This window comes from Pseudomonas sp. UBA7530, from assembly GCF_002479365.1.
Lineage (GTDB): Bacteria > Pseudomonadota > Gammaproteobacteria > Pseudomonadales > Pseudomonadaceae > Aquipseudomonas.
The window spans coordinates 681,413-707,345 of the sequence record NZ_DLMS01000001.1; the positions used below are offsets into that span (position 1 = coordinate 681,413).

The following is a 25,933-nucleotide window of genomic DNA, read 5'->3' on the forward strand; positions in this document are numbered from 1 at the left end:
GCCATGGCTCGCGCCGCGAAACATCAGAAACGTCGAGCGTAGCGCTTGAGCATGCTCGGTACGTCGAGAATCAATGCGATGCGTCCGTCGCCGGTGATCGTGGCGCCAGACATCCCGGGCGTGCCTTGCAGCATCTTACCCAGTGGCTTGATTACCACTTCTTCCTGGCCGACCAATTGATCGACGACAAAGCCGATGCGTTGACTGCCAACCGTGAGGATCACCACGTGGCCTTCGCGCTGACCTTCATGGAAGGCCTGCGGCACCAGCCAGCGCTTGAGATAGAACAGCGGCAGCGCCTTGTCGCGCACGATCACCACTTCCTGGCCGTCGACCACATTGGTGCGCGACAGATCGAGGTGGAAGATCTCGTTGACGTTGACCAGCGGGAAGGCGAATGCCTGGTTCTCCAGCATCACCATCAGCGTCGGCATGATCGCCAGGGTCAGCGGCACCTTGATGATGATCTTCGAACCCTGGCCCTTCTGCGAGAACACGTTGACCGTGCCGTTGAGCTGGGAAATCTTGGTCTTGACCACATCCATGCCGACACCACGGCCGGACACGTCGGAAATCTCGGTCTTGGTCGAGAAACCCGGGGCGAAGATCAGGTTGTAGCATTCGAACTCGTTGAGGCGATCGGCCGCGTCCTTGTCCAGCAGGCCCTTCTCCACGGCCTTGGCGCGCAGCACGTCGGCGTCCATGCCCTTGCCGTCATCGGTGATCGACAACAGGATGTGGTCGCCTTCCTGCTCGGCGGACAGCACCACGCGACCAGCGCGCGCCTTGCCGGCCTTCTCGCGCTCTTCCGGGGTTTCCACGCCATGGTCGACGGCGTTGCGCACCAAGTGCACCAGCGGGTCGGCCAGCGCCTCGACCAAGTTCTTGTCGAGGTCGGTTTCCTCGCCCACCAGTTCGAGGTTGATTTCCTTCTTCAGGTTGCGCGCCAGGTCGCGTACCAGGCGCGGGAAGCGGCCGAAGACCTTCTTGATCGGCTGCATGCGGGTCTTCATCACCGAGGTCTGCAGGTCAGCCGTTACCACGTCGAGGTTCGACACGGCCTTGGACATGGCCTCGTCGCCACTGTTGAGCCCCAGGCGAACCAGGCGGTTACGTACCAGCACCAGCTCGCCGACCATGTTCATGATCTCGTCGAGGCGCGCGGTATCGACACGCACGGTGGTTTCCGCTTCGCTCGCCGCCGTTGCCTTTTCGGCAGCTGCAGGCGCGGCGCTGGCACGGGCAGCAGCAGGCTCAGCCTTGGCAGGTGCAGGGCTGGCGGGTACGGCGGTCTTGGGCGCCGCAGCCGGTTTGGCCGCAGGCACCGGGGCCGGCGCCGGCTCGCTGGGCGCCACGAACTTGCCCTTGCCGTGCAGTTGATCGAGCAACGACTCGAACTCGTCGTCGGTGATCTCGTCACTGGCCGCAACAGGTGCAGCGGCAACGGCCGCGGCAACCGGCGCCGCGGCTTCGGCTGCGCCAGAGAACTGACCCTTGCCATGCAACTGATCGAGCAGCGCTTCGAACTCGTCGTCGGTTATGTCGTCGCCTGCCGGGGCAGCAGCCGGCGCAGAGGCAACGGCAGCGATCGCAGCAGGCGTCTCGACCATGCCGGAGAACTGCCCTTTGCCGTGCAGTTGGTCGAGCAGCGATTCGAACTCGTCATCGGTGATCTCGTCACCGGCAGCACTCTCCGCACTCGGAGCGGCAGCCGGCGCCTCACCCAACGCGTCGAGCAGTTGCTCGAATTCGCTGTCGGTGATATCGCCCGAGGCAACGGACGCAGCAACCGCCTGGGGCTCCGGTTCGGACTCGGGTTGCGGCTGCGCCTGCTGCACCGATTCAGGGGCCGCTTCGCCGCCACCCGGTTCGGCCAGGCGCGACAGGGCCGCCAGCAGCTCCGGCGACGCGGGCGTCGGCTCACGCCGCTCACGCACTTCGCCGAACATGCCATTGACTGCATCAAGAGCCTCGAGCACTACATCCATCAGCTCCGAATCGACGCGACGCTCACCCTTGCGCAGGATGTCGAAGACGTTTTCGGCGATATGGCAGCACTCCACCAGCTCGTTGAGCTGGAGGAAGCCCGCTCCGCCCTTGACGGTATGGAAACCGCGAAAGATGGCATTGAGCAGGTTCATGTCGTCCGGTCGGCTTTCCAGCTCGACTAACTGTTCGGACAACTGTTCGAGAATCTCGCCGGCCTCTACCAGGAAATCCTGGAGGATCTCTTCATCGGCGCCGAAGCTCATATTGTGTGCTCCTTAGAACCCTAGACTGGACAGCAGGTCGTCGACATCGTCCTGGCTGGAGGCAACGTCATCACGCTTATCGGCATGAATCTGCGGACCTTCACCCCGCGATGGTTCTTTTAATTTTTCCTGTTCGGCGCGCAGCACTTCGTGGTCGTGCTGAATACCGGCGAAACGGTCGACCTGGCTGGCCATGAGCACCAGCTTGAGCAGGTTGCTTTCCACTTCTGTCACCAACTGGGTGACACGCTTGATCACCTGACCGGTAAGGTCCTGGTAGTCCTGCGCCAGCAGAATGTCGTTGAGGTGGCCGGAGAGCTTGGCGCCGTCTCGCTCGCTACGGGCGAGGAACAGCTCGACACGCTTGGCCAGCTCGCGAAAACCATCGGCACCGATTTCGCGGCGCATGAAGCGGCCCCACTCGACACTCAGGCTGTGCGCCTCGTCGCTCAGGTCGTTGACCAGCGGTGCGCTCTGCTCGACCAGATCCATGGTCCGGTTGGCGGCCTTCTCGGTCATGGTCACGACGTAGTTCAGGCGCTCGGTAGCGTCGGCGATCTGCGACAACTCCTGAGCATGAGGCATGCGCGGGTCGAGCTGAAAGTTGACGATAGCGTTGTGCAGCTCACGAGTCAGTTTGCCGACTTCGTGATACAGCCCGCGGTCGCGGACCTTGTTGAGTTCGTTGATCAGTTGCACCGCGGCGCCGAAGTTGCCTTGTTCGAGGCTATCGACCAGATCGCGCGCATTGTTTTTCAGGGTCGACTCGAGGTCACCCAGCGTGGAGTCATCGTGTTCCATAGCACCCTCGCGGCCGGCATCAGCCGTTGACCCGCTCGAAGATCTTTTCGATCTTTTCCTTCAGCACCTGGGCGGTGAAGGGTTTGACCACGTAGCCATTCACGCCGGCCTGGGCCGCCTCGATGATCTGATCGCGCTTGGCTTCAGCGGTCACCATCAGCACCGGCAGGTGCTTGAGACGCTCGTCGGCACGTACGGCACGCAGCAGGTCGATGCCGGTCATGCCGGGCATGTTCCAGTCGGTCACCAGAAAGTCGAAGCTGCCGCTTTGCAGCATCGGCAGCGCCGAGGTGCCGTCATCGGCTTCCGCGGTGTTGGTGAAACCCAAGTCCCGCAAGAGGTTCTTGATGATCCGTCGCATCGTCGAAAAATCGTCAACGATGAGGATTTTCATGTTCTTGTCCAAGTCGACCTCCGTCAGTCCCAAACGTATTGCGCTTGCAACTACGTCCTTTAATCGTGAAACCGTTTCTGCCTGCGAGTACGCTGCGTTCAGCCAGCGCGCCATTCACTCAGCCGCGAGCGCAGACGCGCCGCACACTGGCTGTGCAGCTGACTCACGCGCGATTCGCTAACCCCCAGCACTTCACCGATTTCCTTCAAGTTCAATTCTTCATCGTAATACAGCGCCAGCACCAGACGTTCGCGCTCCGGCAGGCCGGCGATGGCATTGGCCAAGGCCGCCTGGAAGCGTTCGTCTTCGAGGTCCCGCGAAGGTTCGAGGTGGGTGTGCTCGGCGTCTTCGTGCAACCCGCCATGCTCGCCGTCCTGCAACAGGTCGTCGAAGCTGAACAGGCGGCTGCCCAAAGTGTCGCCAAGAATGCCGTAGTAATCTTCCAGACTCAATTGGAGTTCGGCCGCAACCTCCTGATCTTTAGCGTCGCGCCCGGTTCTGGCCTCAACGGCGCGAATGGCATCGCTGACCATGCGGCTGTTGCGGTGCACCGAACGCGGCGCCCAATCGCCCTTGCGCACCTCATCGAGCATGGAGCCGCGAATGCGAATGCCCGCGAAGGTCTCGAAACTGGCACCTTTGCCAGAGTCATATTTACGTGAGGCTTCGAGCAGGCCGATCATGCCGGCCTGGATGAGATCATCGACCTGCACACTGGCTGGCAGGCGTGCCAGCAGGTGGTAGGCGATACGCTTGACCAGCGGAGCATAACGCTCGATCAACTGGTGCTGGGAGTCCTGCGCCTGAGCCTTGTTGTACATACGAAGTCCAGAGGCTGCTGTCATACGGCCGAGTCTGCGGTCGGTTGCTGCACCAGACGCTCGACGAAAAACTCCAGATGGCCACGGGGATTGGCCGGCAGCGGCCAGGTGTCAACCTTCTGAGCTATCGCCTTGAACGCCAGAGCGCACTTGGAGCGAGGGAAGGCTTCATAGACTGCGCGCTGTTTCTGCACGGCTTTACGCACACACTCATCGTAGGGCACGGCGCCGACGTACTGCAGGGCGACATCAAGGAAGCGATCCGTCACCTTGGTCAGCTTAGCAAAGAGATTGCGCCCTTCCTGCGGGCTATGCGCCATGTTGGCCAGGACGCGGAAGCGGCTGATGCCGTGATCGCGGTTGAGCAGCTTGATCAGCGCGTAGGCGTCGGTGATCGAAGTGGGCTCGTCGCATACCACCACAAGGATTTCCTGCGCCGCGCGAACGAAGCTGACCACCGCATCGCCGATACCGGCGGCGGTGTCGATCACCAGCACGTCAAGATTTTCGCTGATATCGCTGAACGCCTGGATCAGGCCGGCGTGCTGCATCGGGGTGAGGCTGACCATGCTCTGCGTACCGGACGCGGCCGGCACAATACGGATGCCCCCCGGCCCCTGCAGCAAGACATCACGCAGATCGCATTCGCCCGCGATGACATCGGCCAGCGTGCGCTTGGGCGCCAAACCCAGCAGCACGTCGACATTGGCCAGGCCCAGGTCGGCGTCCATCAGCATCACCCGACGGCCGAGATCGGCCAGGGCCATGGACAGATTCACCGACACATTGGTCTTGCCGACGCCACCTTTGCCGCCGGTCACCGCGATCACCTGTACGGGATGCATACCCATGTTCTCTTTACACCTTGTCTAACTTCGACTTGGCCATCAGGCCGTTCACTCCCGCGCCAACTGCGCGGGAGGGTGCAACATCTCGCTGTTTCACCCGGCCCGTTGCGCCGGGTTGTGGTAAAGGCCGGCGAACATCTGCGCCATGGCGTCTTCACTCGGTTCCTCTGCCGCCTGCAGCCCTACGGCACGGCTGACCAGCTGATGACTGCGCGGCACTTGCAGATCGTCAGGGATCCGCGGCCCGTCCGTCACATAGGCTACCGGCAGTTGCTGGCCGATAGCCAGACCCAAAACCTCACCCAGACTCGCAGCTTCGTCCAGTTTCGTCAGTATGCAGCCTGCGAGGCCACAACGCTTATAACTATGGTAGGCGGCCTTGAGCACTTGGCTCTGACTGGTTGCCGCCAGTACCAGATAATTCTTCGCCTTGATGCGTGCCGAGGCCAGGCTCTCCAGTTGCAGACGCAGCGCCGGATCGTTAGCCGGCAGGCCTGCGGTATCGACCAGCACCACGCGTTTCTTGGCCAGCGGCGCCAGGGCCTGCAACAGAGACTGACCGGGATCGATCTGGGTCACCGACACACCCAGGATTCGCCCCAGGGTCTTGAGTTGTTCCTGCGCGCCGATACGAAAGCTATCCATGCTAACCAGAGCGACCTGCTGCGCGCCGTACTTAAGCACGTAACGGGCGGCCAGCTTGGCCAGCGTAGTGGTCTTGCCCATGCCAGCAGGGCCGACCAGCGCGATCACCCCGCCCTCTTCCAGCGGCTCGACCTTGGGCGTCTGGATCGCATGCGCCAGATGCGCCAGCAGCATGCGCCAGGCCTGACGCGGCTCGGCGACGCCGGCCACCTTGCCCAGCAGCGCCTGCGACAATTCGGCAGACAGCCCCATGCGCTGCAGACGACGCCACAGGTTGGCCTGCTGCGGACGGCGATTCTGCAATTGGCCCCAGGCGATGGAGCCCAACTGCACTTCGATCAGCTCGCGCAGGCCATTGAGTTCGAAGCGCATGGCATCCAGCGCACGCGGATCGACGGCCGGCGTCGCAGGCGCAGCGACCTCGACCGGACGCTGCGGCTTAACCGGAGTCGCCGGCAGCTCGGGCGCCAGCAACGACTCATTGGCAAAGAGTTGACGGTCCTTGCCCGCGTCCTGTTCAGGCCCGGCGGTCAGCTCGGCATGAGCACTGGCAATGCGTGCCTGGGTCTTGCGCAGCTCGGCCTCCAGCGCCGGGTTCGGGCGCACCGGGACAGGCGCCTGGTAATCCAGCGCAGCAGTCAACTCAACGCCGCCGGCAACGCGACGATTGCCGATGATCGAGGCATCGGCGCCCAATTCGTCACGCACCAGTTTCATGGCGGTCCGCATATCGGCGGCGAAGAAGCGTTTGACCTGCATGACCCTTTACCTCAGTTCTGGCCAACCGTAGCGACTATGGTGACCTGCTTGTTGTCCGGAATTTCCTGGTACGCCAGCACGTGCATGCTGGGTACCGCCAGCCGCGCGAAGCGCGACAGCATCGCCCGGACCGGCCCGGCCACCAGCAGAATCACCGGCTTGCCGAGCATTTCCTGGCGCTGCGCCGCTTCCACCAGGGAACGCTGCAGCTTCTCGGCCATGCCAGGTTCGAGGAGGATGCCATCCTCGCTGCCCTGACCGGCCTTCTGCAGACTGTTCAGCAAAATCTGTTCCAACCTTGGTTCGAGGGTAATCACAGGCAGCTCCGGCTCTAGTCCCACAATGCTTTGCACGATTGCGCGGGCCAGCGACACGCGAACGGCAGCGACCATGGCGGCGGGATCTTGACTCTTGGGTGCGACGTTGGCGATGGCCTCGGCGATGGTGCGGATGTCGCGCACCGGTACCTGTTCCTGCAGCAGTGCCTGCAACACCTTGAGCAGCGTCGACAGCGACACCAGCCCCGGCACCAGCTCTTCGGCCAGCTTCGGCGAGCTCTTGGCCAGCAGTTGCATGAGCTGCTGCACCTCCTCATGCCCGAGCAGCTCGTGAGCGTGCTTGTGCAGGATCTGATTCAAGTGGGTAGCGACCACGGTGCTGGCATCGACCACGGTGTAACCCAGTGATTGCGCCTGGTCGCGCTGGCTGGGGTCGATCCACACCGCTTCCAGACCGAACGCCGGATCTTTGGCGGCGATGCCATTGAGCGGGCCGAACACCTGGCCGGGGTTGATCGCCAGCTCGCGGTCAGGGTAGACCTCGGCCTCGGCGACGCTGACGCCCATGAGCGTCAAACGATAAGCGTTGGGCGCCAGATCGAGGTTGTCGCGGATGTGTACCGAAGGCATGAGAAAGCCCATCTCCTGCGACAGCTTCTTGCGTACGCCCTTGATCCGCGCCAGCAGTTGGCCGCCCTGGTTGCGATCGACCAGCGGGATCAGGCGGTAGCCGACTTCCAGGCCGACCATATCGACCGGCGTCACGTCGTCCCAACCCAGCTCCTTGACCTCCTGCGCCTTCTGCGCCGGAATCAGCTCCTGCTGACGCTGAACCTCCTTGACCTCTTCCTCCTTGATCTTGCGCTGGCGATGGGCGATCCAGTAGGCGCCACCGGCGGCCACTAGGCCCAGGCTGATAAAGGAGAAATGCGGCATGCCCGGCACCAGGCCCATGGCAATCATGATCGCCGCAGCCACGGCCAGCGCGCGCGGCGAAGCGAACATCTGCCGGTTGACCTGGGCGCCCATGTCTTCGGAGGTGGAAACGCGGGTCACCATCACCGCAGCCGCGGTGGACAGCAACAGGGAAGGAATCTGCGCCACCAGGCCGTCACCGATGGTCAGCAGGGTGTAGACCTTGCCGGCGTCGGAAAAGGCCAGTTGGTGCTGCAGCACGCCGATGGCGATACCACCGATGAGGTTGATGAACAGGATCAGCAGGCCGGCGATGGCATCGCCGCGGACGAACTTGCTGGCACCGTCCATCGAACCGTAGAAGTCGGCCTCCTGGGCTACTTCCGAGCGGCGCTTCTTGGCTTCAGCCTGATCGATCAGACCGGCGTTAAGGTCGGCGTCGATGGCCATCTGCTTGCCAGGCATGGCGTCGAGGGTAAAACGCGCACTCACCTCGGAAATACGCCCGGCACCCTTGGTGACCACCACGAAGTTGATGATCATCAAAATGGCGAACACCACGATACCGACCACGTAGTTGCCGCCGATCACCACCTCACCGAACGCCTGGATCACTTGGCCAGCGGCCCCATGGCCATCATGACCATTGAGCAACACGACGCGCGTCGACGCCACGTTCAGCGCCAGGCGCAGCAGCGTCGCAGCCAGCAGGATGGTGGGGAATACCGCGAAGTCGAGCGGGCGCAGCGCGTAGATACTGACCAGCAGCACGACGATCGACAGCGCAATGCTGAAGGTGAACAGCACGTCGAGCAGAAACGCCGGGATCGGCAGCATGACCATGCCGAGCATGACCAGCAGCAGCAAGGGAATACCCAGGTTGCCGTGACGCAAGCCCGCCAGATTGCTGCGGACATCACCGATTAACTGTGCGCGATCTACTGCCACGTCCCTACCTCGAGCCATTCAATCTTTTGACGCGAAAGTGCGTCCTGAAAGGGTAATGGCAAGAAGCGTTCCAGAAATGAACCGGTCGCTTAGAAGATGCTCAAGTTTCGTAACCCGGATGCAATCCGGGGTTGGCTGAATCTGTCCGGGATTTCATCCAGGTTCCCGCCTCAGTTGCGGCCCAGCCGCCAGCAGATGCCTCTATTCGTCGCGACGCAGGTCCACAGGGATCGGCAAATCCGGTAGCGGTCCAGGGCGTTTGCCCTTGCCGGCGCGGTACTGACGCAACTGATAGACGTAAGCCAGAACCTGGGCCACCGCCAGGTACAGGCCGGCAGGAATTTCCTGGTCCAACTCGGTGGAGTAGTACACGGCCCGCGACAGCGCCGGCGATTCCAGCACCATCACCTGATGCTCCTGGGCGATCTCGCGGATCTTCAACGCCAGGAAGTCGCCGCCCTTGGCCAGCAACATCGGCGCGCCCCCCTTCTCCGGGTCGTACTTGAGCGCCACGGCGAAGTGCGTCGGGTTGGTGATCACCACGTCGGCCTGCGGCACGGCCTGCATCATCCGGCGTTCGGCCATCTCGCGCTGCAGCTGACGAATACGCCCCTTGACCTCGGGCTTGCCCTCGGTGTCCTTGTATTCGTCGCGCACTTCCTGCTTGGTCATCATCAGCTTCTGCTTGTGACTCCACAGCTGGAACGGCACATCCGCGGCGGCGATCAGGATCAGCCCACAGGACAACCAGAACGCGCTCCAGCCGACCACCGTGAGGCTGTGCATAATGGCCGGCTCGACCGGTTCGTTGGCAATCGCCAGCAAATCGTCCTGATCCACGGCAAGCACCATCAGCGCCACCGCGAGAATCACCAGGAATTTGGCCAACGCCTTGACCAGCTCGACCAGGGCCTGAACCGAGAACATGCGTTTGAGCCCCGCCAGCGGATTCATCCGGCTGGCCTTGGGTTGCAGCGCTTCGGCGGAGAACAGCCAGCCGCCCAGGGCGACCGGGCCGGCGATGGAAGCGATCAGCAAGGCGATCAAGAATGGCTGCACCGCTACCAGTGCCTCCTTGCCGGAGGCCAGCAGATACAGCGCCATGCTGCGTTCGCTCATCAACACGTCACGCGGCAGGCTGAAATTGCCACGCATGATGTCCATCAGCACATTGCCCATATAGGCGCCGAAGATGATCAGGGCCACGGTGCCGGTGAGGGTCACCGCCAGGGTGTTGAGCTCCTTGGAGCGAGCGATCTGGCCTTTCTTGCGCGACTCTTCAAGTCGCTTGCCTGTGGGTTCCTCGCTCTTGTCGGCGCCGCTCTCGCTCTCAGCCATGCTCGCCCCTCATCGCGTCAAGGCGAATTCGCCCAACTGCTGCAGGGCTTCGCTGGCCAGCGCCTGAAACAGGTTGCCGAAATCGGAGAGCCCCACCCAGAAAATCACCAGGCCCATGGCCAGGGTCAGGGGGAAGCCGATGGAAAAGATGTTCAGCTGCGGCGCGGCCCGGGTCATGACCCCGAACGCCAGGTTGATCACCAGCAGCGCAGTGACCATGGGCAATGTCAGCAGTAGCCCGGCACCGATCACCCAGCTCAGCTTGCCGGCCAATGTCCAGTAGTGATTGACCATCATGCCCTGCCCCGGCGGCAGGCTGACGAAGCTTTCGGCGAGGATTTCCAGCACCACCAGATGCCCGTTGATCGCCAGGAACAGCAGCGTCACCAGCATCAGCATGAACTGGCCGAGCACCGGCACCGACACGCCGTTGGTAGGGTCGACCATGGAAGCGAAGCCCAGGCCCATCTGCATGGCGATGATCTGCCCGGCAACGCTGAAGACATGAAAGAACAACTGCAGAATAAAGCCGAACATGACCCCGATCAGCACCTGTTCGAGAATCATCATCAGGCTGCGCAGGCTCAGCGCGTCGACCTGCGGCATCGGTGGCAGGCTAGGCACCAGCACCACACTGATGGCAAGGGCCAGGTAGAGCCGCACACGCGTCGGCACCAGCTGGGTACCGATGATCGGCATCACCATCAGCATCGCGGCGATACGAAACAACGGCAGCAGGAACTGGCCGACCCAGCCGCTGATCTGCTCGTTGCTCAACTCCAGCATCGTGCCCTGCCCTCAACCTATGAGGTACGGAATGTTCTGGATCAACGTCTGGGTGTACTCCATCAGCTGGCTCACCAGCCACGGGCCGGCCCAGATCAGGGTGATCAGCATCACCATCAGACGCGGCAGAAAGCTCAAGGTCTGTTCGTTGATCTGCGTGGCAGCCTGGAACATGGCTACGATCAGACCGACCACCAGGCTCGGCACCACCGCCAGGCCGACGATCAGCACGATCAGCCACAGCGCTTCGCGAAACAGGTCAACCGCCACCTCGGGAGTCATCGAAGGCCTCGCTATATCGTGCCGAAACTGGCAGCCAGTGTACCCATGATCAACGCCCAGCCATCGACCAGGACGAACAGCATGATCTTGAACGGCAGGGAGATGATAAGCGGCGACAGCATCATCATACCCATCGCCATGAGGATACTGGCGACCACCATGTCGATGATCAGAAACGGAATGAAGATCATGAAGCCGATCTGGAACGCGGTCTTCAGCTCGGAGGTGACGAAGGCCGGCACCAGGATGGTCAGCGGCACGTCCTCGACCCCCGCCAGGTCGGTACGCTTGGACAGACGCACGAACAGGGCCAGGTCGCTCTCGCGGGTCTGCGCCAGCATGAAGTCGCGGATCGGCCCCTCTGCTCGGCTCAGCGCCTCCTGCGCAACGATCTCCTCGTTGAGATAGGGCTGCAGTGCGTCGGTGTTAATCCGGTCGAAAATCGGCGCCATGATGAACATCGTCAGAAACAGCGCCAGACCGACGAGTATCTGGTTGGATGGCGTCTGCTGCAGGCCTAACGCCTGACGCAGAATGGAAAAGACGATGATGATCCGGGTGAAGCTGGTCATCAGCATGACGAACGCCGGGATGAAGCTCAGCGCCGTCATGATCAGCAGGATCTGCAGGCTGACCGAGTACTCCTGCTGGCCTTCCGCGTCCGTCGTCAGGGTGATCGCCGGGACCGATAGCGGGCTGTTGCCCTGCTGAATCAGCGAGCCGGCCCCGGGCGGGTCTTCGGCGAACGCCATTGAAGCGGCCAGGCTCAACACCAACACCAGCAACAAGCGCAGCATCAGGATTTGTCCTTCTGATCCTTGCCCAGCAGTTCCATCAGGCGCTGGGCGAATTCCGGTGTGGCCGGCTCGGCATCGGTCAGATGCACAGGCTCCTTGAGCACGTGCAAAGGCGCGATACGCCCGGCGGACAGGCCCAGCAGAATCTGCTCGTTACCCACCTGCACCAGCACCAGGCGATCACGTGGCCCCAGCGGTTGCGTGGCCAGCAGCTTGATCACCTGCCCGCCACGCGGCGCCAGCTGCTGCACGCGGCGCAGCAGCCAGGCCAGGACGAAGATCAGACCGATGACCAGCAGCAACCCCAGCAGCAACTGACCAAGCTGACCGGCCACATCGCTACCGGCCATGGGCGTGGCGGCCTTGCCCGCAGGCTCGGCGGCCAGCGCCAGCCCTGGCAGCGCAAGTAACAACGCGAAGAGTCGGGTCATGATCAGCGCAGCTTCTTGATACGTTCGCTGGGGCTGATCACGTCCGTCAGGCGGATGCCGAACTTCTCGTTGACCACCACCACTTCACCATGAGCGATCAGCGTGCCGTTGACCAGCACGTCGAGCGGCTCGCCAGCCAGGCGATCGAGCTCGATCACCGAGCCCTGGTTGAGCTGCAGCAGGTTGCGGATGGTGATATCGGTGTTGCCCACCTCCATGGAGATGGACACCGGAATATCCAGAATCACGTCCAGATTCGGCCCGTCTAGGTTGGCGGGCAGGTTACTGGGCACCGGTGCGCTGCCGAACTCTTCCATCGGCGCCCGCGGGGCCGCCGGCTGCGCTGCGGCCTGCCCGGCGAGCATCGCATCGATATCGTCCTGTCCCGCATCGCCCGCCTCGGCCAACGCTGCGGCCCATTCGTCGGCCAGCGCCTGTTCCTCTGGGGAAGTGTTTTCTTCGTCTGCCATCGTCTTTCCTCGCCTGGCTCCAGCTATTCGTTTGCCTCGGGCCTGTTGACCCTACGGAGTTCCAGCGCCTCAGCGCTGGCGTTCGATTGGTTCGAGCACCTGCAGGGCCAGATTGCCCTTGTGCGCGCCCAGCTTGACCTTGAACGTCGGCACGCCATTGGCACGCATGATCACGTTCCCCGGCAGCTCCACCGGGATCACATCGCCCGGCTGCATGTGCAGGATGTCGCGCAGCTTCAATTGACGACGCGCCACCGTAGCGGCCAGCGGTACGCTGACATCGAGGATGTCTTCGCGCAGGGCCTTGATCCAGCGCTCGTCCTGATCGTCGACATCGGACTGGAAGCCGGCATCGAGCATCTCGCGGATCGGCTCGATCATCGAATACGGCATGGTGATGTGCAGGTCACCACCGCCGCCATCCAGTTCGATATGGAAGGTGGATACCACCACCACCTCGCTGGGGCTGACGATATTGGCCAGCGCCGGGTTGACCTCGGAGTTGACGTACTCGAAGTTGATATCCATCACCGCGTGCCAGGCCTCACGCATGTCGACGAAGGCCTGGTCGAGCACCATACGCACAACACGCAGCTCGGTAGGGGTGAACTCACGGCCCTCGATCTTGGCGTGGCGCCCGTCGCCGCCGAAGAAGTTGTCCACCAGCTTGAACACCAGCTTGGCGTCGAGAATGAACAGGCCGGTGCCACGCAACGGCTTCATCTTCACCAGGTTGAGACTGGTGGGCACGTAGAGCGAATGCACGTATTCGCCGAACTTCATCACCTGCACACCACCGACCGCGACATCGGCCGAGCGGCGCAGCAGGTTGAACATGCTGATGCGGGTGTAACGGGCGAAACGCTCGTTGATCATCTCCAGGGTGGGCATGCGCCCGCGAACGATACGATCCTGACTGGTCAGGTCATATTGCTTGACGCTACCCGGCTCCGCGGCGTCCTCGGTTTCCACCAGGCCGTCATCGACGCCATGCAACAGCGCATCGATCTCGTCCTGGGAAAGCAGGTCTTGCACGGCCATCTTCGGCTCCCGCTACTGCAATACGAAATTGGTGAACAGCACCTGCTCGACCACGGTGCTGCCGGTTTCCTTCTGCGCCAGCTCCTGCACGCTGGCCAGCGCCTGCTGCAGGAGCATCTCCTTGCCCAGCGGCGTTTGCAGCGCGGCGAAATCCTGCCCGGAGAGCAGCATCACCAGGCGGTTGCGCAGCACCGGCATATGCACCTTGAGCTTCTCCATCCCGGCGGCATCGCGGCTCATCAGGGCCATGCTCACCTGCAGGTAGCGGGTACGGTTCTGGTAATTGAAGTTGACCACGAAGGCCGGCATCAGGTCCTGGTAAAGGGCCGGCTGACGGACAGGCGCAGCGGCGGCTGCCTCTTCAGGCTTGGCCTCCTCATGCTTGTCGCCCTTGCTGAGAATGAACCAGGTACCGCCAATGGAAAGACCAACGGCCAGGAGCAACCCCACCACGATCAGGATGATGAGTTTGAGCTTGCTCTTGCCGGCGGGTTGTCCATCGGCAGTCGATGCCGCTTCTTTCTTAGCCATGCCAATAATCCGTCAGTGCCTGGGTTCTTTCCGCATTCAAAGGGTTAGGAGCAAGTGTTATGCCAGCATATGAGCAGGCTTGTCTAACTCTGGGCTGCGGATTTAACAGCGCCAGCTGCCTGCTGTCACCCCAAAATGCATTCGCCCGGGCACCTTTCGGCAACCCGGGCAAATACAAGTCTAGCGGAGGAATACCGATCATCAGGCATTGCCTCGCGCGATGCAGCGCTATCCGTTACGTCAGAAGGTCGCCAGGAACATGCGCGAGGCGCCTTTCACGCGTAGTAATCGACCAGACCACGGCCCGCGCTCAATCGCTCGCTGCGCACCTCCTGTTGAGCGCCGGGCTGCAGCTCTTCGCCGGCAAGCAGGCCGTCACGCGAGCCGGAGCCGCCGCGACCACCCTCGCCCTGCCCCTGCCAGCCGCGGTTGAGCGACTGATCGGAAACGTTGGCATCGGCCAGGTTCATCCCTTGCTGGGCGAACAGCTCACGTAGGCGATGCATCTGCCCTTCCAGCGCCTCACGCACGCCCGCATTGGGGCTGGCGAAGGTCACCTGGGCCTGATCCTGAGTCAGATTCACGCGCACCTCGAGGCGCCCCAGCTCGGCCGGATCAAGCTGAATCTCGGCCGACTTGAGGTTCTGGCTCGACAGCCACATGACGCGGTCGACCACCGCCTCGCTCCAGCCGCCCTGCTGCATCGCCACCGGTTGGCCCGGCACCAACGGCACGCGTTGCGCGGCGCCAGCCTGATGGTTGAGCGCCTGGGTCAGCGCATTGAGCTTGCTGACGAACTGATCCGGACGGTTGGGCTGAACGCTGTCCTTGAGGCTCTCCAGCGCGTCCTTGGCCAGGCTTTCCAGTGGCAGTTCCAGCGTCGACTCCTCGCTGCTCTCGGCGGTCTCCTCGCCCTTGCCCATGGCGGCCATGGCAGCGGCAAAGTCTGTGCTGGTCGCCACGCGCGAGCTCTTGATCGCAGCGTCCTGCGAGGCTTGCGCCTTGCTCGCCTCTTCCGCCGGTTGCTTGAGCAGTGCCAGCGGGTCGAGCGCGTCGTCCTCCAGCACCGGCTCGGCCTCCTCAGTGACACCAGCGGTGGCGCCGGTAATCACCAGGGCGGGCATATCCGATGCCGCCTCGGTGCTCGCAGCCTCCTGCGTCTGAGCCTGGATGCCGCCCAGCGCCATCGCCAGCAGCGGATCGAGCTCTTCTTCAGCGCCCTCTTCGGTCGGCAAGGAATTGCCGGAGGCGGCAACTTCAGGCTGCTCGGCGGCAGTCGACGCGGTATCAGGCTCACCAGAAGCTGGTGCCGAGTTCTGCTCCTGGCTGGGTTTATCGGTACTGCCAGCGCGCTCGCCAGGCTTGGCCTGACGCTCCTTGGCATATACCTCGGCAAAGCTGGAAGCACCGCTGTTGCTGGGTTCCGGCGCTTTGGCCGGCTGCTTCGCTTTGCTCTTCACCTCAGGCGTGGCCTGCAGGCGAATATCGGGCAATGCGGACATGGACGCTCTCCGTCTGTTGGGTCGTGACGGGATCAGAGCAAAGGGCGGGCCAACTCTGGAAAAGTTGTCAGGGGCGGAAGCGCTGCCGCTCGGACTTGAACAGGATGCGCACGATGGCGAACTCGCGCTCGATCTGCTCGACCAGCCCCGGAACCAGTTCCAGCGCCTCGCGCCGCCCGGCGTCCTCGAGTTCCTTGCACAGGCTGGCCAACAGGACCGCGCCCATGTTGCTGCAACTGCCCTTGAAGCTGTGCGCGGCCAGGCGCAGACCCTGCGCATCGCCCTCAGTCTGAGCCTGATGCAACAGGCGTAGACGCTCCTCTGAGTCGGCAACGAAGGTGTCGAGCAGAATCGGGTACTCGTCTTCCATGACGTCCTGCAGGGCCGCCAGGACGGCATCGTCGAGATGGATATCGGACACCGGGTCACTCCCTGAACTACAAGGCCGGAATTATGCCTCAGTGGTCCAACAAAACTCCACGGTGACGCCCCGACCGTCGGGGCCGCAAGCAAAACCGTCACTCAGCTCGCGCACCAGGGCCAGCCCGCGGCCGCACAGTGCATCATCTCGCGTGGCCATGAGCCTGGCCGGATCGAAGCCAGGACCGCTGTCCTCGATCCCAACGATAAGACGACCGCCATTTCCCTCCGGCAGCATCTGCAGGTGAAAGCGCACATAGCCATCGCGCAATGACGCCAGACGCAGACGCCGCTCCCGGTAGTACTCGGCAAAGCCGCTGGCATCCTGCTTGAGCGAGGAATCGAGGCCCATCACGCCATGCTCCAGCGCATTGGAGTAGAGCTCGGCGAGCACCGTATACAGTTCGCCACCACGCGGGCGCAGTGCCTGCACGTCCAACAACAGCTGCAACAGAAATGGCAGCGGATTGAAATGGCGCAGGCTCAGCGCGCGAAATTCGAAACTGGCTGACCAGTCCATGACGCTGCTCTGGCCGCTATCGGCGAAGGCCAGCGGCCGCGGGCGCTCGTCGTCTTCGGCGAGCCCGACCTGAACCAGGCTGACATCGTCCTGCTGCTCGCCGCGAAATGCCGTCAGCGCCTGCTGGATTTCCTCGAACAGCGCCTGCGGCTGACGATTGGCATCCAACAGCCTGAGCAGTCGCTCTTCGCCGAACAGTTGCCCGTGCCGGTCACTGGCCTCGAGCACACCGTCGCTGAGCAGGAAGATGCGATCTCCCTGCGTCAGCGGATAAACCTCGCAGCGATCACTGAACGCCGCGGGCTCAAGGATGCCAAGCGGCAAATGACGCGACACCAGCGGCTGACGCGGACGGCCATCGCCATGCAGCAGATAGCCATCCGGCAGCCCGCCATTCCACACCTCGAGCAAACCACGCTTGTTGCTGATGTTGAGCAGGGTGGCGCAGCAGAAAACCCCCACCGGCAGGATGCGCTTGAGCTTGGCGTTGATCTCGCGAAGGATCTCGGCCAGTGAGTGCCCCTTGGCCGTCATGCCGTAGAACACCTCGGCCAGCGGCATGGCGCCAATCGCTGCAGGCAGACCATGGCCGGTGAAGTCGCCGAGCATCACGTGCATGCCACCGGAGGGCTTGTAGGCCGCCAGCAGTAGATCGCCATTGAACAGAGCGTAAGGCGATTGCATGTAGCGGATGTTCGGCGCATCCAGGCAGCCGGAATGCGCCACCTTGTCGAATACCGCCTTGGCCACGCGCTGCTCGCGCAGCAGATGCTCATTGTGGCGGGCGATCAGGTCACGCTGGCGCAACACCGTGTCGTGCAGACGGCGCAGACGATCCATCGCGCCGATTTTCGCCTCGAGTATCACCCGGTTGTAGGGCTTGGCGAGAAAGTCGTCGCCCCCGGCCTCCAGACACCGCACCAGCGCCTCGCCTTCGGTAAGCGAGGTGAGAAAAATGATCGGCACCAGCGACTCGCCGGCCTGCTCCTTGATCCGTCGCGCCGCCTCGAAGCCATCCATCACCGGCATCAGCGCGTCCATCAGGACCAGATGCGGACGCTCCTGCTCGAACAGGGCGACCGCCTCCAAACCATTGCTGGCGGTGAGCACACGGTGGCCCTGACGACTGACGATGGTGGACAGCAGCATGCGATCAGCCGCGTTGTCCTCGGCAATCAGGATCGCAAGACGATCAGGCATCAGCTGATCTGGAACAACTGCTCGAAATTGGAAATGGCGAGAATCTTGCGCACGTCACTGCTGCAGTTGAGCAGGCGAATCTGCGCCGAATCGCCGCCCGCGTGATCGCGCAGGAGCAGCAGCATGCCCAGTGCCGAGCTATCCAGGTAGCTGGTGTCGCGCAGGTCGACCTGATAGCGCCTGGGCGTCACGTTGACGCGCTCGTAGGCGTCACGAAATTCCTGGTGGGAGGCGAAGTCGAAGCGTCCTCGAATCACGATGGTCAGCTCTTGCCCGTCCGCCGACGGTTGCGAGGTGATGGCCATGTTTACTCCTTTGTCGAGACTTTGCCGGATAGGGCGGTTCACGACTGAAGGTGTAGCATCTGGCAGGCGCCGAAACAACTTCTAATCAAGGTTCGCCCCGGTCGACCAGGCGCTGCGCCAGTTCGTCGAGCAGTTTCTGCTCGCGCTTGTCCTCGGCCAAACGGGCTTCGTCGATGTAACGCTGTACCAGCTTGCGCAGCCCCTCGAGGCGGGCATAGCGCTGCTGCCACACCGCGCGCACCTTCTCCAGATTGGCTCGATGCCACTCCAGGCTTTGCTGCTGCTGGCCGACCGCCGTCTCGAGCTGCGACAAAAAGCGCTGGTAGTTCATCAGCCACTGGCCGGAAACGCCCTTGCTGCCCTCGCTGATCCATTGCTGCTGGTAATCGCCACGAAAGCGCTCCAGCTCCCCCAACTTGGCCTCGGCCTGGCCGACCAGGCCCTGGCAATGCCCTAGCTGGCGCGCGGCCTCGCGCTCGGCCTTTTCTGCCATCTCGACAACCGGCTGCAGGCGTTTGGCGCGGCTGAGGCTCATTGCGTCACCGCCTTGATGGCCGCGAAAGGATCGTTAGCCAGCGCCATCATTACCCCAGCACGGCGGCCAGTTGCTCACGGCTTTGCGGCATGCCCACGCTTTCATCCAGCCCCTGACGCAGGTATTGAGCCATGGCCGGCTGGCGTGCGATGGCCAGGTCGGTATCCGCATCACCGCCCGGCACATAGGCGCCGACGCTGATCAGATCGCGGCTCTGCTGGTAACGCGACCACAGCTGCTTGAAACGCTGCGCCTGCCTGAGTTGCTCCGGCGGCACCACCTGCGGCATGACCCGGCTGATCGAGGACTCGATATCGACTGCCGGATAGTGCCCCTCCTCCGCCAGACGCCGGGACAGCACGAAGTGGCCATCGAGCACGCCGCGCGCGGCATCGGCGATGGGGTCCTGCTGATCGTCACCCTCACTCAACACGGTGTAGAACGCGGTGATCGAACCGCCGCCGGCCTCGGCGTTACCGGCGCGCTCGACCAGTTTGGGCAATTTGGCGAACACCGAAGGCGGATAGCCTTTGGTGGCCGGCGGCTCACCGATGGCCAGGGCGATTTCGCGCTGCGCCTGGGCGTAGCGCGTCAGCGAATCCATCAGCAACAGGACATTCTTGCCCTTGTCGCGAAAATATTCGGCGATGCGCGTGCAGTACTGCGCGGCGCGCAGCCGCATCAATGGCGCATCATCGGCCGGCGAGGCCACGACGACGGAGCGCTTGATCCCCTCTTCACCGAGAATCTCGTCGATGAACTCCTTGACCTCGCGCCCGCGCTCCCCGATCAGCCCGACGACGATGATATCGGCCTCGGTAAAACGCGTCATCATCCCCAGCAACACCGACTTGCCGACACCGGTGCCGGCGAACAGGCCCAGGCGCTGACCGCGCCCGACGGTGAGCAGGCCGTTGATCGAACGAATGCCGACGTCCAGCGGCTGGCTGATGGGGTCGCGATTGAGTGGGTTGATGGTGGGGCCATCCATCGGCACCCAATCTTCGGCTTTCATCCCGCCTTTGCCATCGAGCGCCCGGCCAGCGCCGTCGAGCACACGGCCGAGCATGGTCATGCCCATCGGCAGGCGCCCGGCATCAGGCAGCGGCACCACGCGCGCGCCCGGCGCAATGCCAGCCAGGCTGCCTACGGGCATCAGGTAGATCTTGCCGCCGGAGAAGCCCATCACCTCGGCCTCGACCTGGACCGGGTGGTAGCTGTCGTCATTGATTACCAGGCAGCGGCTGCCAACAGCCGCGCGCAGCCCTTCGGCCTCCAGGGTAAGGCCGACCATGCGCAGCAAGCGACCCTCAAGTATGGGCTGGCTGGGCAGGCTGATCGCATCGCTGTAACCCTCCAGACGCCGGGCGAAGCTCACGCGATCAAGACGCATCGTCGCCATCCAGATCCAGGTTGATGTCCGCCTCCGGCAACTGGGTGCTCTGCGCGCGCTGTTGCTCGAACAGTTGCTTGAGGGCCTGCGCCATGCGCGTCTCGACGCTGGCGTCGATCTGACTGTGTTCCGACTCGATGCGGCAACCGCCAGGCAGCAGACTGTCGTCTTCGAGAATGCGCCAGCTTTCTTCATGGCGCTCACGCAGCGCCCTGATCGTTTCGAAGTCCTGCGGGTTGACCTGAATGCGCACGTTGTCCGCGCCCATCGGCAGCAATTTGAGTGCCTCGCGCAGAACCTGGCGAATCTGGCTGGAGTCGCTGCTCAGTTCGCGCTGAATCACCTCGCGCACCATATGGCTGACCAGACGCACCATGGCCACTTCCATTTGCTGGTCCTGCTCGGCAATCGGATCGAGCAGCTGAGTCATGAGCTTTTCCAGGCTGCCGACCTTCAGCGCCAGGGCAGCGTCGGCTTCCTGCTTGGCCTTGATCTGGCCGGCATGAAAGCCGTCCTTCTCACCGGTGGCGAAGCCTTCGTTATAGGCATCCTGACGGATGGCTTCGAGTTCATCGAGCGTCAGCGGTTTGACATCCTCGATAGCGACCTCTTCAACCTGCCCGGTTTCCTGGGCTTGGGCCTCGACAGGTGAAGACGCAGGCTCATCGGCCGGAACTTCAGCTTCGGCCGGTTCCTCGCCCGGCGCGTCGAAGCTGGGCAGCGCCCAGCGGTCGACGGCGCCCAGATCCTTGGCGCGAATCAGCTCGCTCTCAGGCTCCTTGGCCATGGTTTAGACCATCTCCTCGCCACCCTTGCCGCCGAGCACGATCTCTCCGGCCTCGGCCATGCGACGGGCGATGGTGAGAATTTCCTTCTGCGCCGCTTCCACGTCGCTGACCCGCACCGGGCCCTTGGCTTCCAGGTCGTCGCGCAGCAGCTCGGCCGCGCGCTTGGACATGTTCTTGAACACCTTGTCCTTGATCGCATCGTCGGCGCCCTTGAGAGCCAGTACCAGCACCTCGGACGAGACTTCACGCATCAGCGCCTGAATGCCGCGGTCGTCGACATCGGCCAGGTTGTCGAAGACGAACATGAGGTCCTCGATCTGCGTCGACAGGTCTTCGTCCACCTCGCGAATGGAATCCATCAGTTGGCCTTCCACCGAGCTGTCGAGGAAGTTCATGATGTCCGCCGCGCGCTTGACGCCGCCCATGGTGGCGCGCGTGGTGTTGGCACTGCCGGAGAACTGCTTCTCAAGAATCTGGTTGAGCTCCTTGAGCGCAGACGGCTGCACGGTGTTCAACGACGACACACGCAGAATGATGTCCAGGCGCACCTTGTGATCGAAATGGCTGAGCACCTCGCCAGCCTGATCCGGGTCGAGATAGGCGACAACGATGGCCTGAATCTGCGGGTGCTCGTAGCGAATCACGTCGGCAACGGCACGCGGCTCCATCCATTTCAGGCTGTCCAGGCCACTGGTGCTGCCGCCGAGGAGGATACGGTCGATGAGATTGCCGGCCTTGTCCTCACCCAGTGCAGCGGTGAGCATCTTGCGGATGTAGCCGTCGGAACCGACGCCCAGGCTGGTCTGGTCGCCGACGATCTCGACGAACTCGCTCATGACCTGCTCGACCTGCTCGCGATGGATGTTGCGCATGCCGGCCATGGCCACGCCGACGCGCTGCACTTCCTTCGGCCCGAGATGACGCAGCACCTGGGCGGCATCGGTCTCGCCCAGCGAGAGCAGCAGGATCGCGGCCTTGTCGACCTTGGTCAGCTTGGTAGCGGTACGATTGTCACTCATCTGCGTTGATCCACTCTTTGACGACCTGGGCTACGCGGCCAGGATCTTCCGCCACCAGGCTCTTGATAGCGTTCAGTTGCGCATCATACCCCTCACTGGGGCTGGGCAGCAGCATGCTCTGCGGCCCACCGAGGCTGACGCGATCATCGGACAGCTCGCCATCCAGGCCGGCCATCTCGCCAAGCTCTACATCGCCGGCACTAGCCAGCTCCTTGCCCCTGCCGCCGCCAGTGATGTTGTTGAGCACCGGACGCAGCACGCCGAACACCAGCACCAAGATGAACAGCACGCCGAGCACCTGCTTGACGATGTCCCAGAACCAGGGCTGGGTGTAGAACGGAATATCAGGAATTTCCTCGCCCTGCGACGCGTTGAAGGCCGTGTTGATCACGCTGACGCTATCGCCACGGCTGGCATCGAAGCCCACCGAGTCCTGTACCAGGCGGGTGAAGCGCGCCAGGTCGTCGGCTGTCCACGGCACGCGGGTGGTCTCACCGGTGGCCGGATCGACACGTACCTGATCGTCCACCACCACCGCGACGGACAGGCGACGCAGGCGACCTTGTTGCTGGCGGGTGTAGCTGATGGAACGGTCCAGCTCGAAGTTGCGGGTGGACTGCTCACGCTTGTCCGCCGGGTACGGCGCCAGCATCGGCTGGCCGGTAGCCGGGTCCATGATCTGCTGGCCGTTGGCATCGACCAGCGGCTGACCCGCCGCTACCGGGCCAGCCGGAGCAGCGGCACCAGCGGCCTGCTCGGGAGCGGCGGCCGGGCCTGGCGGTTGATTGGACAGTGCACCCGGCACCCCTTGCGGCGGCAGGCTGCTCTGACGCTGCTCGTTGACCTGCTGCTCGCTGCGCAGCGCCGGCTGGTCGGGGTTGAACATCTCGGAGGTGGACTCGACCGAGCTGAAATCCACATCAGCCGACACTTCGGCCTTGTAGCGACCGCTGCCCAGCACCGGCAGCAGGATGTTGTGCACACGCTGGGTGAACAGTCCCTCCATGCGCCGGGTGTAGTCGAACTGCTTGCCAGCCATGGTCAGCTCGGACAGTTCCTGCTGATCGGAGAGCAGGTTGCCCTTCTGGTCGACCACGGTGACCTGGCCCTTGTCCAGCTCGGGTACGCTGGTCGCCACCAGATTGACGATCGCCATCACCTGGCTCGGCTCCAGTGCGCGCCCCGGATAGAGTTCGACCAGGACCGAAGCCGAAGGCTTGCGCTCGTCACGTACGAACACGGATGCCTTGGGCATGGCCAGATGCACGCGCGCTGCCTTGACGTTATTGAGGCTGGCCACGGTACGCGCCAACTCGCCTTCGAGGCCACGGCGATAGCGGGTCGCTTCCATGAACTGACTGGTGCCCAGCCCCTGTTCGCGGTCGAGGATTTCGAAACCCACACTGTTGTCGGTCGGCGCCACGCCGGCAGCGGCCAGACGCATGCGCGCACGCGCCAGATCGTCTGCCTTGACCAGCAGCGCACCGGAGTTGGGTTCGATGGTGTAGTCGATGCCAGACGCGGTCAGGGTCTCGACCACCTGCGTCGCATCCATACCGTTGAGGCTGCCGTAGAGCGGACGGTAGTCCGGCTGCTGCGACCAGAGCACCACGGCAAAGCCGATGGCCACGCTGGCGGCAAGGCCGACCAGCAGGCCGAGCTGACGCAGCACTGACATCTCTGCGAGATTTTCCAGGAAGCTAAGGCCCAGCAGGGGCTTCTTGGGCTCACCCGCTTCGGCCTTGACCGGTACGTTTGCAACTGCTGCTTCAGCCATTAATCAACCCTCAGACCGGCATCTGCATGATGTCTTGATAAGCCTGGACCAGCTTGTTACGCACCTGGGTCATGGCTTGAAAGGATACGCCGGCTTTCTGCGAGGCGATCATCACATCGGTCAGATCGACCCCGCTCTGGCCCATCTCGAAAGCCGTGGCGAGCTTGCTGGAGGCCTGCTGGGTTTCGTTGACCTTGTTCACCGCCTGACCGAGCATTTCCGAGAAACTCGGCGCCCCCTGCACCGGCTCGCTCGCAACAGGTTTCTGACGCGACATGGCCTCAGCCTGCATGGAACGCATTTCCAGCATCAAGCGATTGAATTCGACACCCTGGCTCATCACATCCTCCACTGCCCGCTTTTTGACGCTAGCGGCGCTATGCAGAGGTATTAGCAACAAGGGTGCCAAGAAGTGAAAGGCCAGGTGAAGGGATGCGCAAAAGCCGGGCGACGCCCGGACCAGAAAGCCTTCAGGAGTGTAGTCAGAGGAACTCGCGGACAAGTCCGCTCCCACAAGAAGCCAGCTCATGACCAAGATGAAACTAGATACACCCCGGCAACCTGGCCCGCATACGGGCTTGCTACTCTTTACCCGTCAAAGGGAACAGAAGCGCCGCCCGACCTGTAGGAGCGGACTTGTCCGCGAAGCTTTTCGTTCAATACGCTTACGAAAACCGCCGATAGTGCGAGCGATTCGCCAGTCAGCGGGCCACGACAATCAACTGGCGTACAGATACGCCTCCACATCCATACCCGCATCGCGCATCTGCGCCAGCTTGTAGCGCAGGGTACGCGGGCTGATGCCCAGGCGCTCGGCGGCTTCCTTGCGGCGACCGCGCTCGGCGCGCAGGGTATCGATGATCACCTGAAATTCGCGGCGACGAAGATCCTCCCCTAAGGCACCGGCGTCCACCGCAGCGGGCGACTCGACCGGGGACGCCGGGGGCGGAGCGACATTCGGCACGACCGCCAGACGCGGCGCAGCACTCTGCACCGTTTGGCCGTTAGGCGCATGCAGGCAGAGATCCTGCGCCTGAATCACCCCGCCCTGCTGCAGAATCAGGGCACGCTGAATGGCGTTGTCCAGTTCGCGCACATTACCCGGCCACTGGTGCTGCACGAGGCTGTGCGCAGCGGACTCAGACAAACGCACCGGTGCCTGATTCATTTTTTTGACGTGCTTGGCGAGCAGGCGCTCGGCCAGCGGCAAAATGTCGGCGGGCCGCTCACGCAGCGGTCGCCAAGCCAGCGGAAACACCGACAAACGATAATAAAGGTCCTCGCGGAACCGCCCGGCTGCCACTTCACTGGCCAGATCACGGTTGCTGGTGGCCAGCACACGAATATCCAGATTGATCGGCTTGCGCGCCCCGACCCGCTCCACTTCACGCTCCTGCAGCACCCGCAGCAACTTGGCCTGCAAACCCAGCGGCATTTCGGAAATTTCATCGAGCAGAATGGTGCCGCCATCGGCCAGTTCGAACTTGCCCGGCTGCGCGGTAACGGCACCCGTAAACGCACCCTTCTCATGGCCGAACAAGGTGGCCTCGAGCATGTTGTCCGGAATCGCCGCACAGTTGATGGCAATGAAGGGGCCGGATGCGCGTGGCGATTGCTGATGGATATAGCGCGCCAGCACCTCCTTGCCGGTGCCGGACTCGCCAGTGATCATCACCGTCGAATCGCTCTGCGCAACGCGTGCGGCCAGCTCGAGCAACTGCACGCTGGCCGGTTCCAGCGCCACCGGACCGTCACGATCGCTTGCCGGCAGCTTGCCAAGGGCATGTTTGGCCACCAGCTCGAGCAACGTACGCGGCTCGAACGGCTTGACCAGATAATCGGCCGCACCCTGGCGAATGGCATCCACCGCGCGCTCCACGGCGCCGAAGGCCGTCATCAACAGCACCGGCAATTGCGGGTAGCGAGCGCGAATCTGCGCCAGTAGTTGGTGGCCGTCCATGCCCGGCATGTTGACGTCACTGACCACCAGCCCGAACGGCTCCTCGGCCAGGGCAACCAGTGCCGCCTCGGCACAATCGACCGCCCGATAATCATGCCCGCCCAGGCACAGGGTATCGGCCAGGGCTTCGCGCAGTGCGCGATCGTCTTCAACCAGCAGGACTTTGGCAGCCATGGG

At 63.0% G+C, this 25,933-nt stretch carries 26 protein-coding genes; all 26 read right to left on the minus strand.

From position 1 onward, the window contains the following. Nucleotides 1–23: 23 nt before the first annotated feature. Complete coding sequence (locus B2U07_RS03245; protein WP_296275764.1) at nt 24–2,252, minus strand: chemotaxis protein CheA; 2,229 nt, start codon at nt 2,250–2,252, stop codon at nt 24–26. 12 nt (nt 2,253–2,264) lie between these two features. Then, a complete protein-coding gene (locus tag B2U07_RS03250) occupies nt 2,265–3,053 on the minus strand; it encodes a protein phosphatase CheZ (protein WP_161865592.1) in 789 nt (262 codons plus the stop codon). Between the two features lie 19 nt (nt 3,054–3,072). Continuing rightward, entirely contained in the window at nt 3,073–3,447 is a 375-nt protein-coding gene (locus tag B2U07_RS03255) for a chemotaxis response regulator CheY (RefSeq protein WP_169968482.1), read from the minus strand. A 98-nt stretch (nt 3,448–3,545) separates the two neighbouring features. Beyond that, nucleotides 3,546–4,292 (minus strand): RNA polymerase sigma factor FliA, encoded by a 747-nt coding sequence (gene fliA, locus B2U07_RS03260; RefSeq protein ID WP_197858206.1) that lies wholly within the window; start codon nt 4,290–4,292, stop codon nt 3,546–3,548. Then, entirely contained in the window at nt 4,289–5,119 is an 831-nt protein-coding gene (fleN, locus tag B2U07_RS03265) for a flagellar synthesis regulator FleN (protein WP_197858205.1), read from the minus strand. The genes fliA and fleN overlap by 4 nt, the downstream gene beginning before the upstream one ends. Nucleotides 5,120–5,209: 90 nt before the next feature. Continuing rightward, complete coding sequence (flhF, locus tag B2U07_RS03270) at nt 5,210–6,520, minus strand: flagellar biosynthesis protein FlhF (protein ID WP_296275768.1); 1,311 nt, start codon at nt 6,518–6,520, stop codon at nt 5,210–5,212. 11 nt (nt 6,521–6,531) lie between these two features. Then, a complete protein-coding gene (gene flhA / locus B2U07_RS03275) occupies nt 6,532–8,679 on the minus strand; it encodes a flagellar biosynthesis protein FlhA (RefSeq protein ID WP_296270958.1) in 2,148 nt (715 codons plus the stop codon). Between the two features lie 183 nt (nt 8,680–8,862). Beyond that, nucleotides 8,863–9,999, minus strand: a complete 1,137-nt coding sequence (gene flhB, locus B2U07_RS03280) for a flagellar biosynthesis protein FlhB (protein ID WP_296275770.1) — start codon at nt 9,997–9,999, stop codon at nt 8,863–8,865. Between the two features lie 9 nt (nt 10,000–10,008). Continuing rightward, a complete protein-coding gene (gene fliR, locus B2U07_RS03285; RefSeq protein ID WP_296275772.1) occupies nt 10,009–10,785 on the minus strand; it encodes a flagellar biosynthetic protein FliR in 777 nt (258 codons plus the stop codon). Between the two features lie 12 nt (nt 10,786–10,797). Then, nucleotides 10,798–11,067 (minus strand): flagellar biosynthesis protein FliQ, encoded by a 270-nt coding sequence (gene fliQ / locus B2U07_RS03290; protein ID WP_013714993.1) that lies wholly within the window; start codon nt 11,065–11,067, stop codon nt 10,798–10,800. Nucleotides 11,068–11,078: 11 nt separating this feature from the next. Further along, a complete protein-coding gene (gene fliP, locus B2U07_RS03295) occupies nt 11,079–11,819 on the minus strand; it encodes a flagellar type III secretion system pore protein FliP (RefSeq protein ID WP_419096318.1) in 741 nt (246 codons plus the stop codon). Between the two features lie 44 nt (nt 11,820–11,863). After that, nucleotides 11,864–12,295, minus strand: coding sequence for a flagellar biosynthetic protein FliO (gene fliO, locus B2U07_RS03300; RefSeq protein WP_296275776.1), 432 nt, complete (start codon nt 12,293–12,295; stop codon nt 11,864–11,866). 2 nt (nt 12,296–12,297) lie between these two features. Continuing rightward, on the minus strand, nt 12,298–12,765 hold the full coding sequence (gene fliN, locus B2U07_RS03305) for a flagellar motor switch protein FliN (protein ID WP_197858198.1): 468 nt from the start codon (nt 12,763–12,765) through the stop codon (nt 12,298–12,300). A gap of 69 nt (nt 12,766–12,834) precedes the next feature. Next, a complete protein-coding gene (gene fliM / locus B2U07_RS03310) occupies nt 12,835–13,806 on the minus strand; it encodes a flagellar motor switch protein FliM (RefSeq protein WP_296275778.1) in 972 nt (323 codons plus the stop codon). 12 nt (nt 13,807–13,818) lie between these two features. Beyond that, on the minus strand, nt 13,819–14,337 hold the full coding sequence (gene fliL, locus B2U07_RS03315; protein WP_197858196.1) for a flagellar basal body-associated protein FliL: 519 nt from the start codon (nt 14,335–14,337) through the stop codon (nt 13,819–13,821). A gap of 275 nt (nt 14,338–14,612) precedes the next feature. Further along, nucleotides 14,613–15,839: a flagellar hook-length control protein FliK gene (locus B2U07_RS03320; protein WP_296275780.1), complete on the minus strand. Its 1,227-nt coding sequence runs from the start codon at nt 15,837–15,839 to the stop codon at nt 14,613–14,615. A gap of 67 nt (nt 15,840–15,906) precedes the next feature. After that, entirely contained in the window at nt 15,907–16,260 is a 354-nt protein-coding gene (locus B2U07_RS03325; RefSeq protein WP_296275782.1) for an Hpt domain-containing protein, read from the minus strand. 30 nt (nt 16,261–16,290) lie between these two features. Next, on the minus strand, nt 16,291–17,979 hold the full coding sequence (locus B2U07_RS03330) for a fused response regulator/phosphatase (RefSeq protein ID WP_296275784.1): 1,689 nt from the start codon (nt 17,977–17,979) through the stop codon (nt 16,291–16,293). Continuing rightward, entirely contained in the window at nt 17,979–18,284 is a 306-nt protein-coding gene (locus B2U07_RS03335) for an STAS domain-containing protein (protein ID WP_161865577.1), read from the minus strand. The genes B2U07_RS03330 and B2U07_RS03335 overlap by 1 nt, the downstream gene beginning before the upstream one ends. A gap of 85 nt (nt 18,285–18,369) precedes the next feature. Next, nucleotides 18,370–18,819, minus strand: coding sequence for a flagellar export protein FliJ (gene fliJ, locus B2U07_RS03340; RefSeq protein WP_013714983.1), 450 nt, complete (start codon nt 18,817–18,819; stop codon nt 18,370–18,372). Between the two features lie 49 nt (nt 18,820–18,868). Next, nucleotides 18,869–20,212, minus strand: coding sequence for a flagellar protein export ATPase FliI (gene fliI, locus B2U07_RS03345; RefSeq protein WP_296275787.1), 1,344 nt, complete (start codon nt 20,210–20,212; stop codon nt 18,869–18,871). After that, entirely contained in the window at nt 20,202–20,999 is a 798-nt protein-coding gene (fliH, locus tag B2U07_RS03350; protein WP_296275789.1) for a flagellar assembly protein FliH, read from the minus strand. The genes fliI and fliH overlap by 11 nt, the downstream gene beginning before the upstream one ends. A gap of 3 nt (nt 21,000–21,002) precedes the next feature. After that, nucleotides 21,003–22,019 (minus strand): flagellar motor switch protein FliG, encoded by a 1,017-nt coding sequence (gene fliG, locus B2U07_RS03355; protein ID WP_024307703.1) that lies wholly within the window; start codon nt 22,017–22,019, stop codon nt 21,003–21,005. Beyond that, nucleotides 22,012–23,796, minus strand: a complete 1,785-nt coding sequence (fliF, locus tag B2U07_RS03360; protein ID WP_296275794.1) for a flagellar basal-body MS-ring/collar protein FliF — start codon at nt 23,794–23,796, stop codon at nt 22,012–22,014. Before fliF ends, fliG begins: the two co-directional genes overlap by 8 nt. A gap of 10 nt (nt 23,797–23,806) precedes the next feature. Beyond that, a complete protein-coding gene (gene fliE / locus B2U07_RS03365) occupies nt 23,807–24,136 on the minus strand; it encodes a flagellar hook-basal body complex protein FliE (RefSeq protein ID WP_161865573.1) in 330 nt (109 codons plus the stop codon). A 378-nt stretch (nt 24,137–24,514) separates the two neighbouring features. Then, the gene (gene fleR, locus B2U07_RS03370; protein ID WP_296275798.1) at nt 24,515–25,930 is read right to left on the minus strand and encodes a sigma-54-dependent response regulator transcription factor FleR; all 1,416 of its coding nucleotides are present in this window, start codon (nt 25,928–25,930) and stop codon (nt 24,515–24,517) included. Nucleotides 25,931–25,933: the final 3 nt, after the last annotated feature.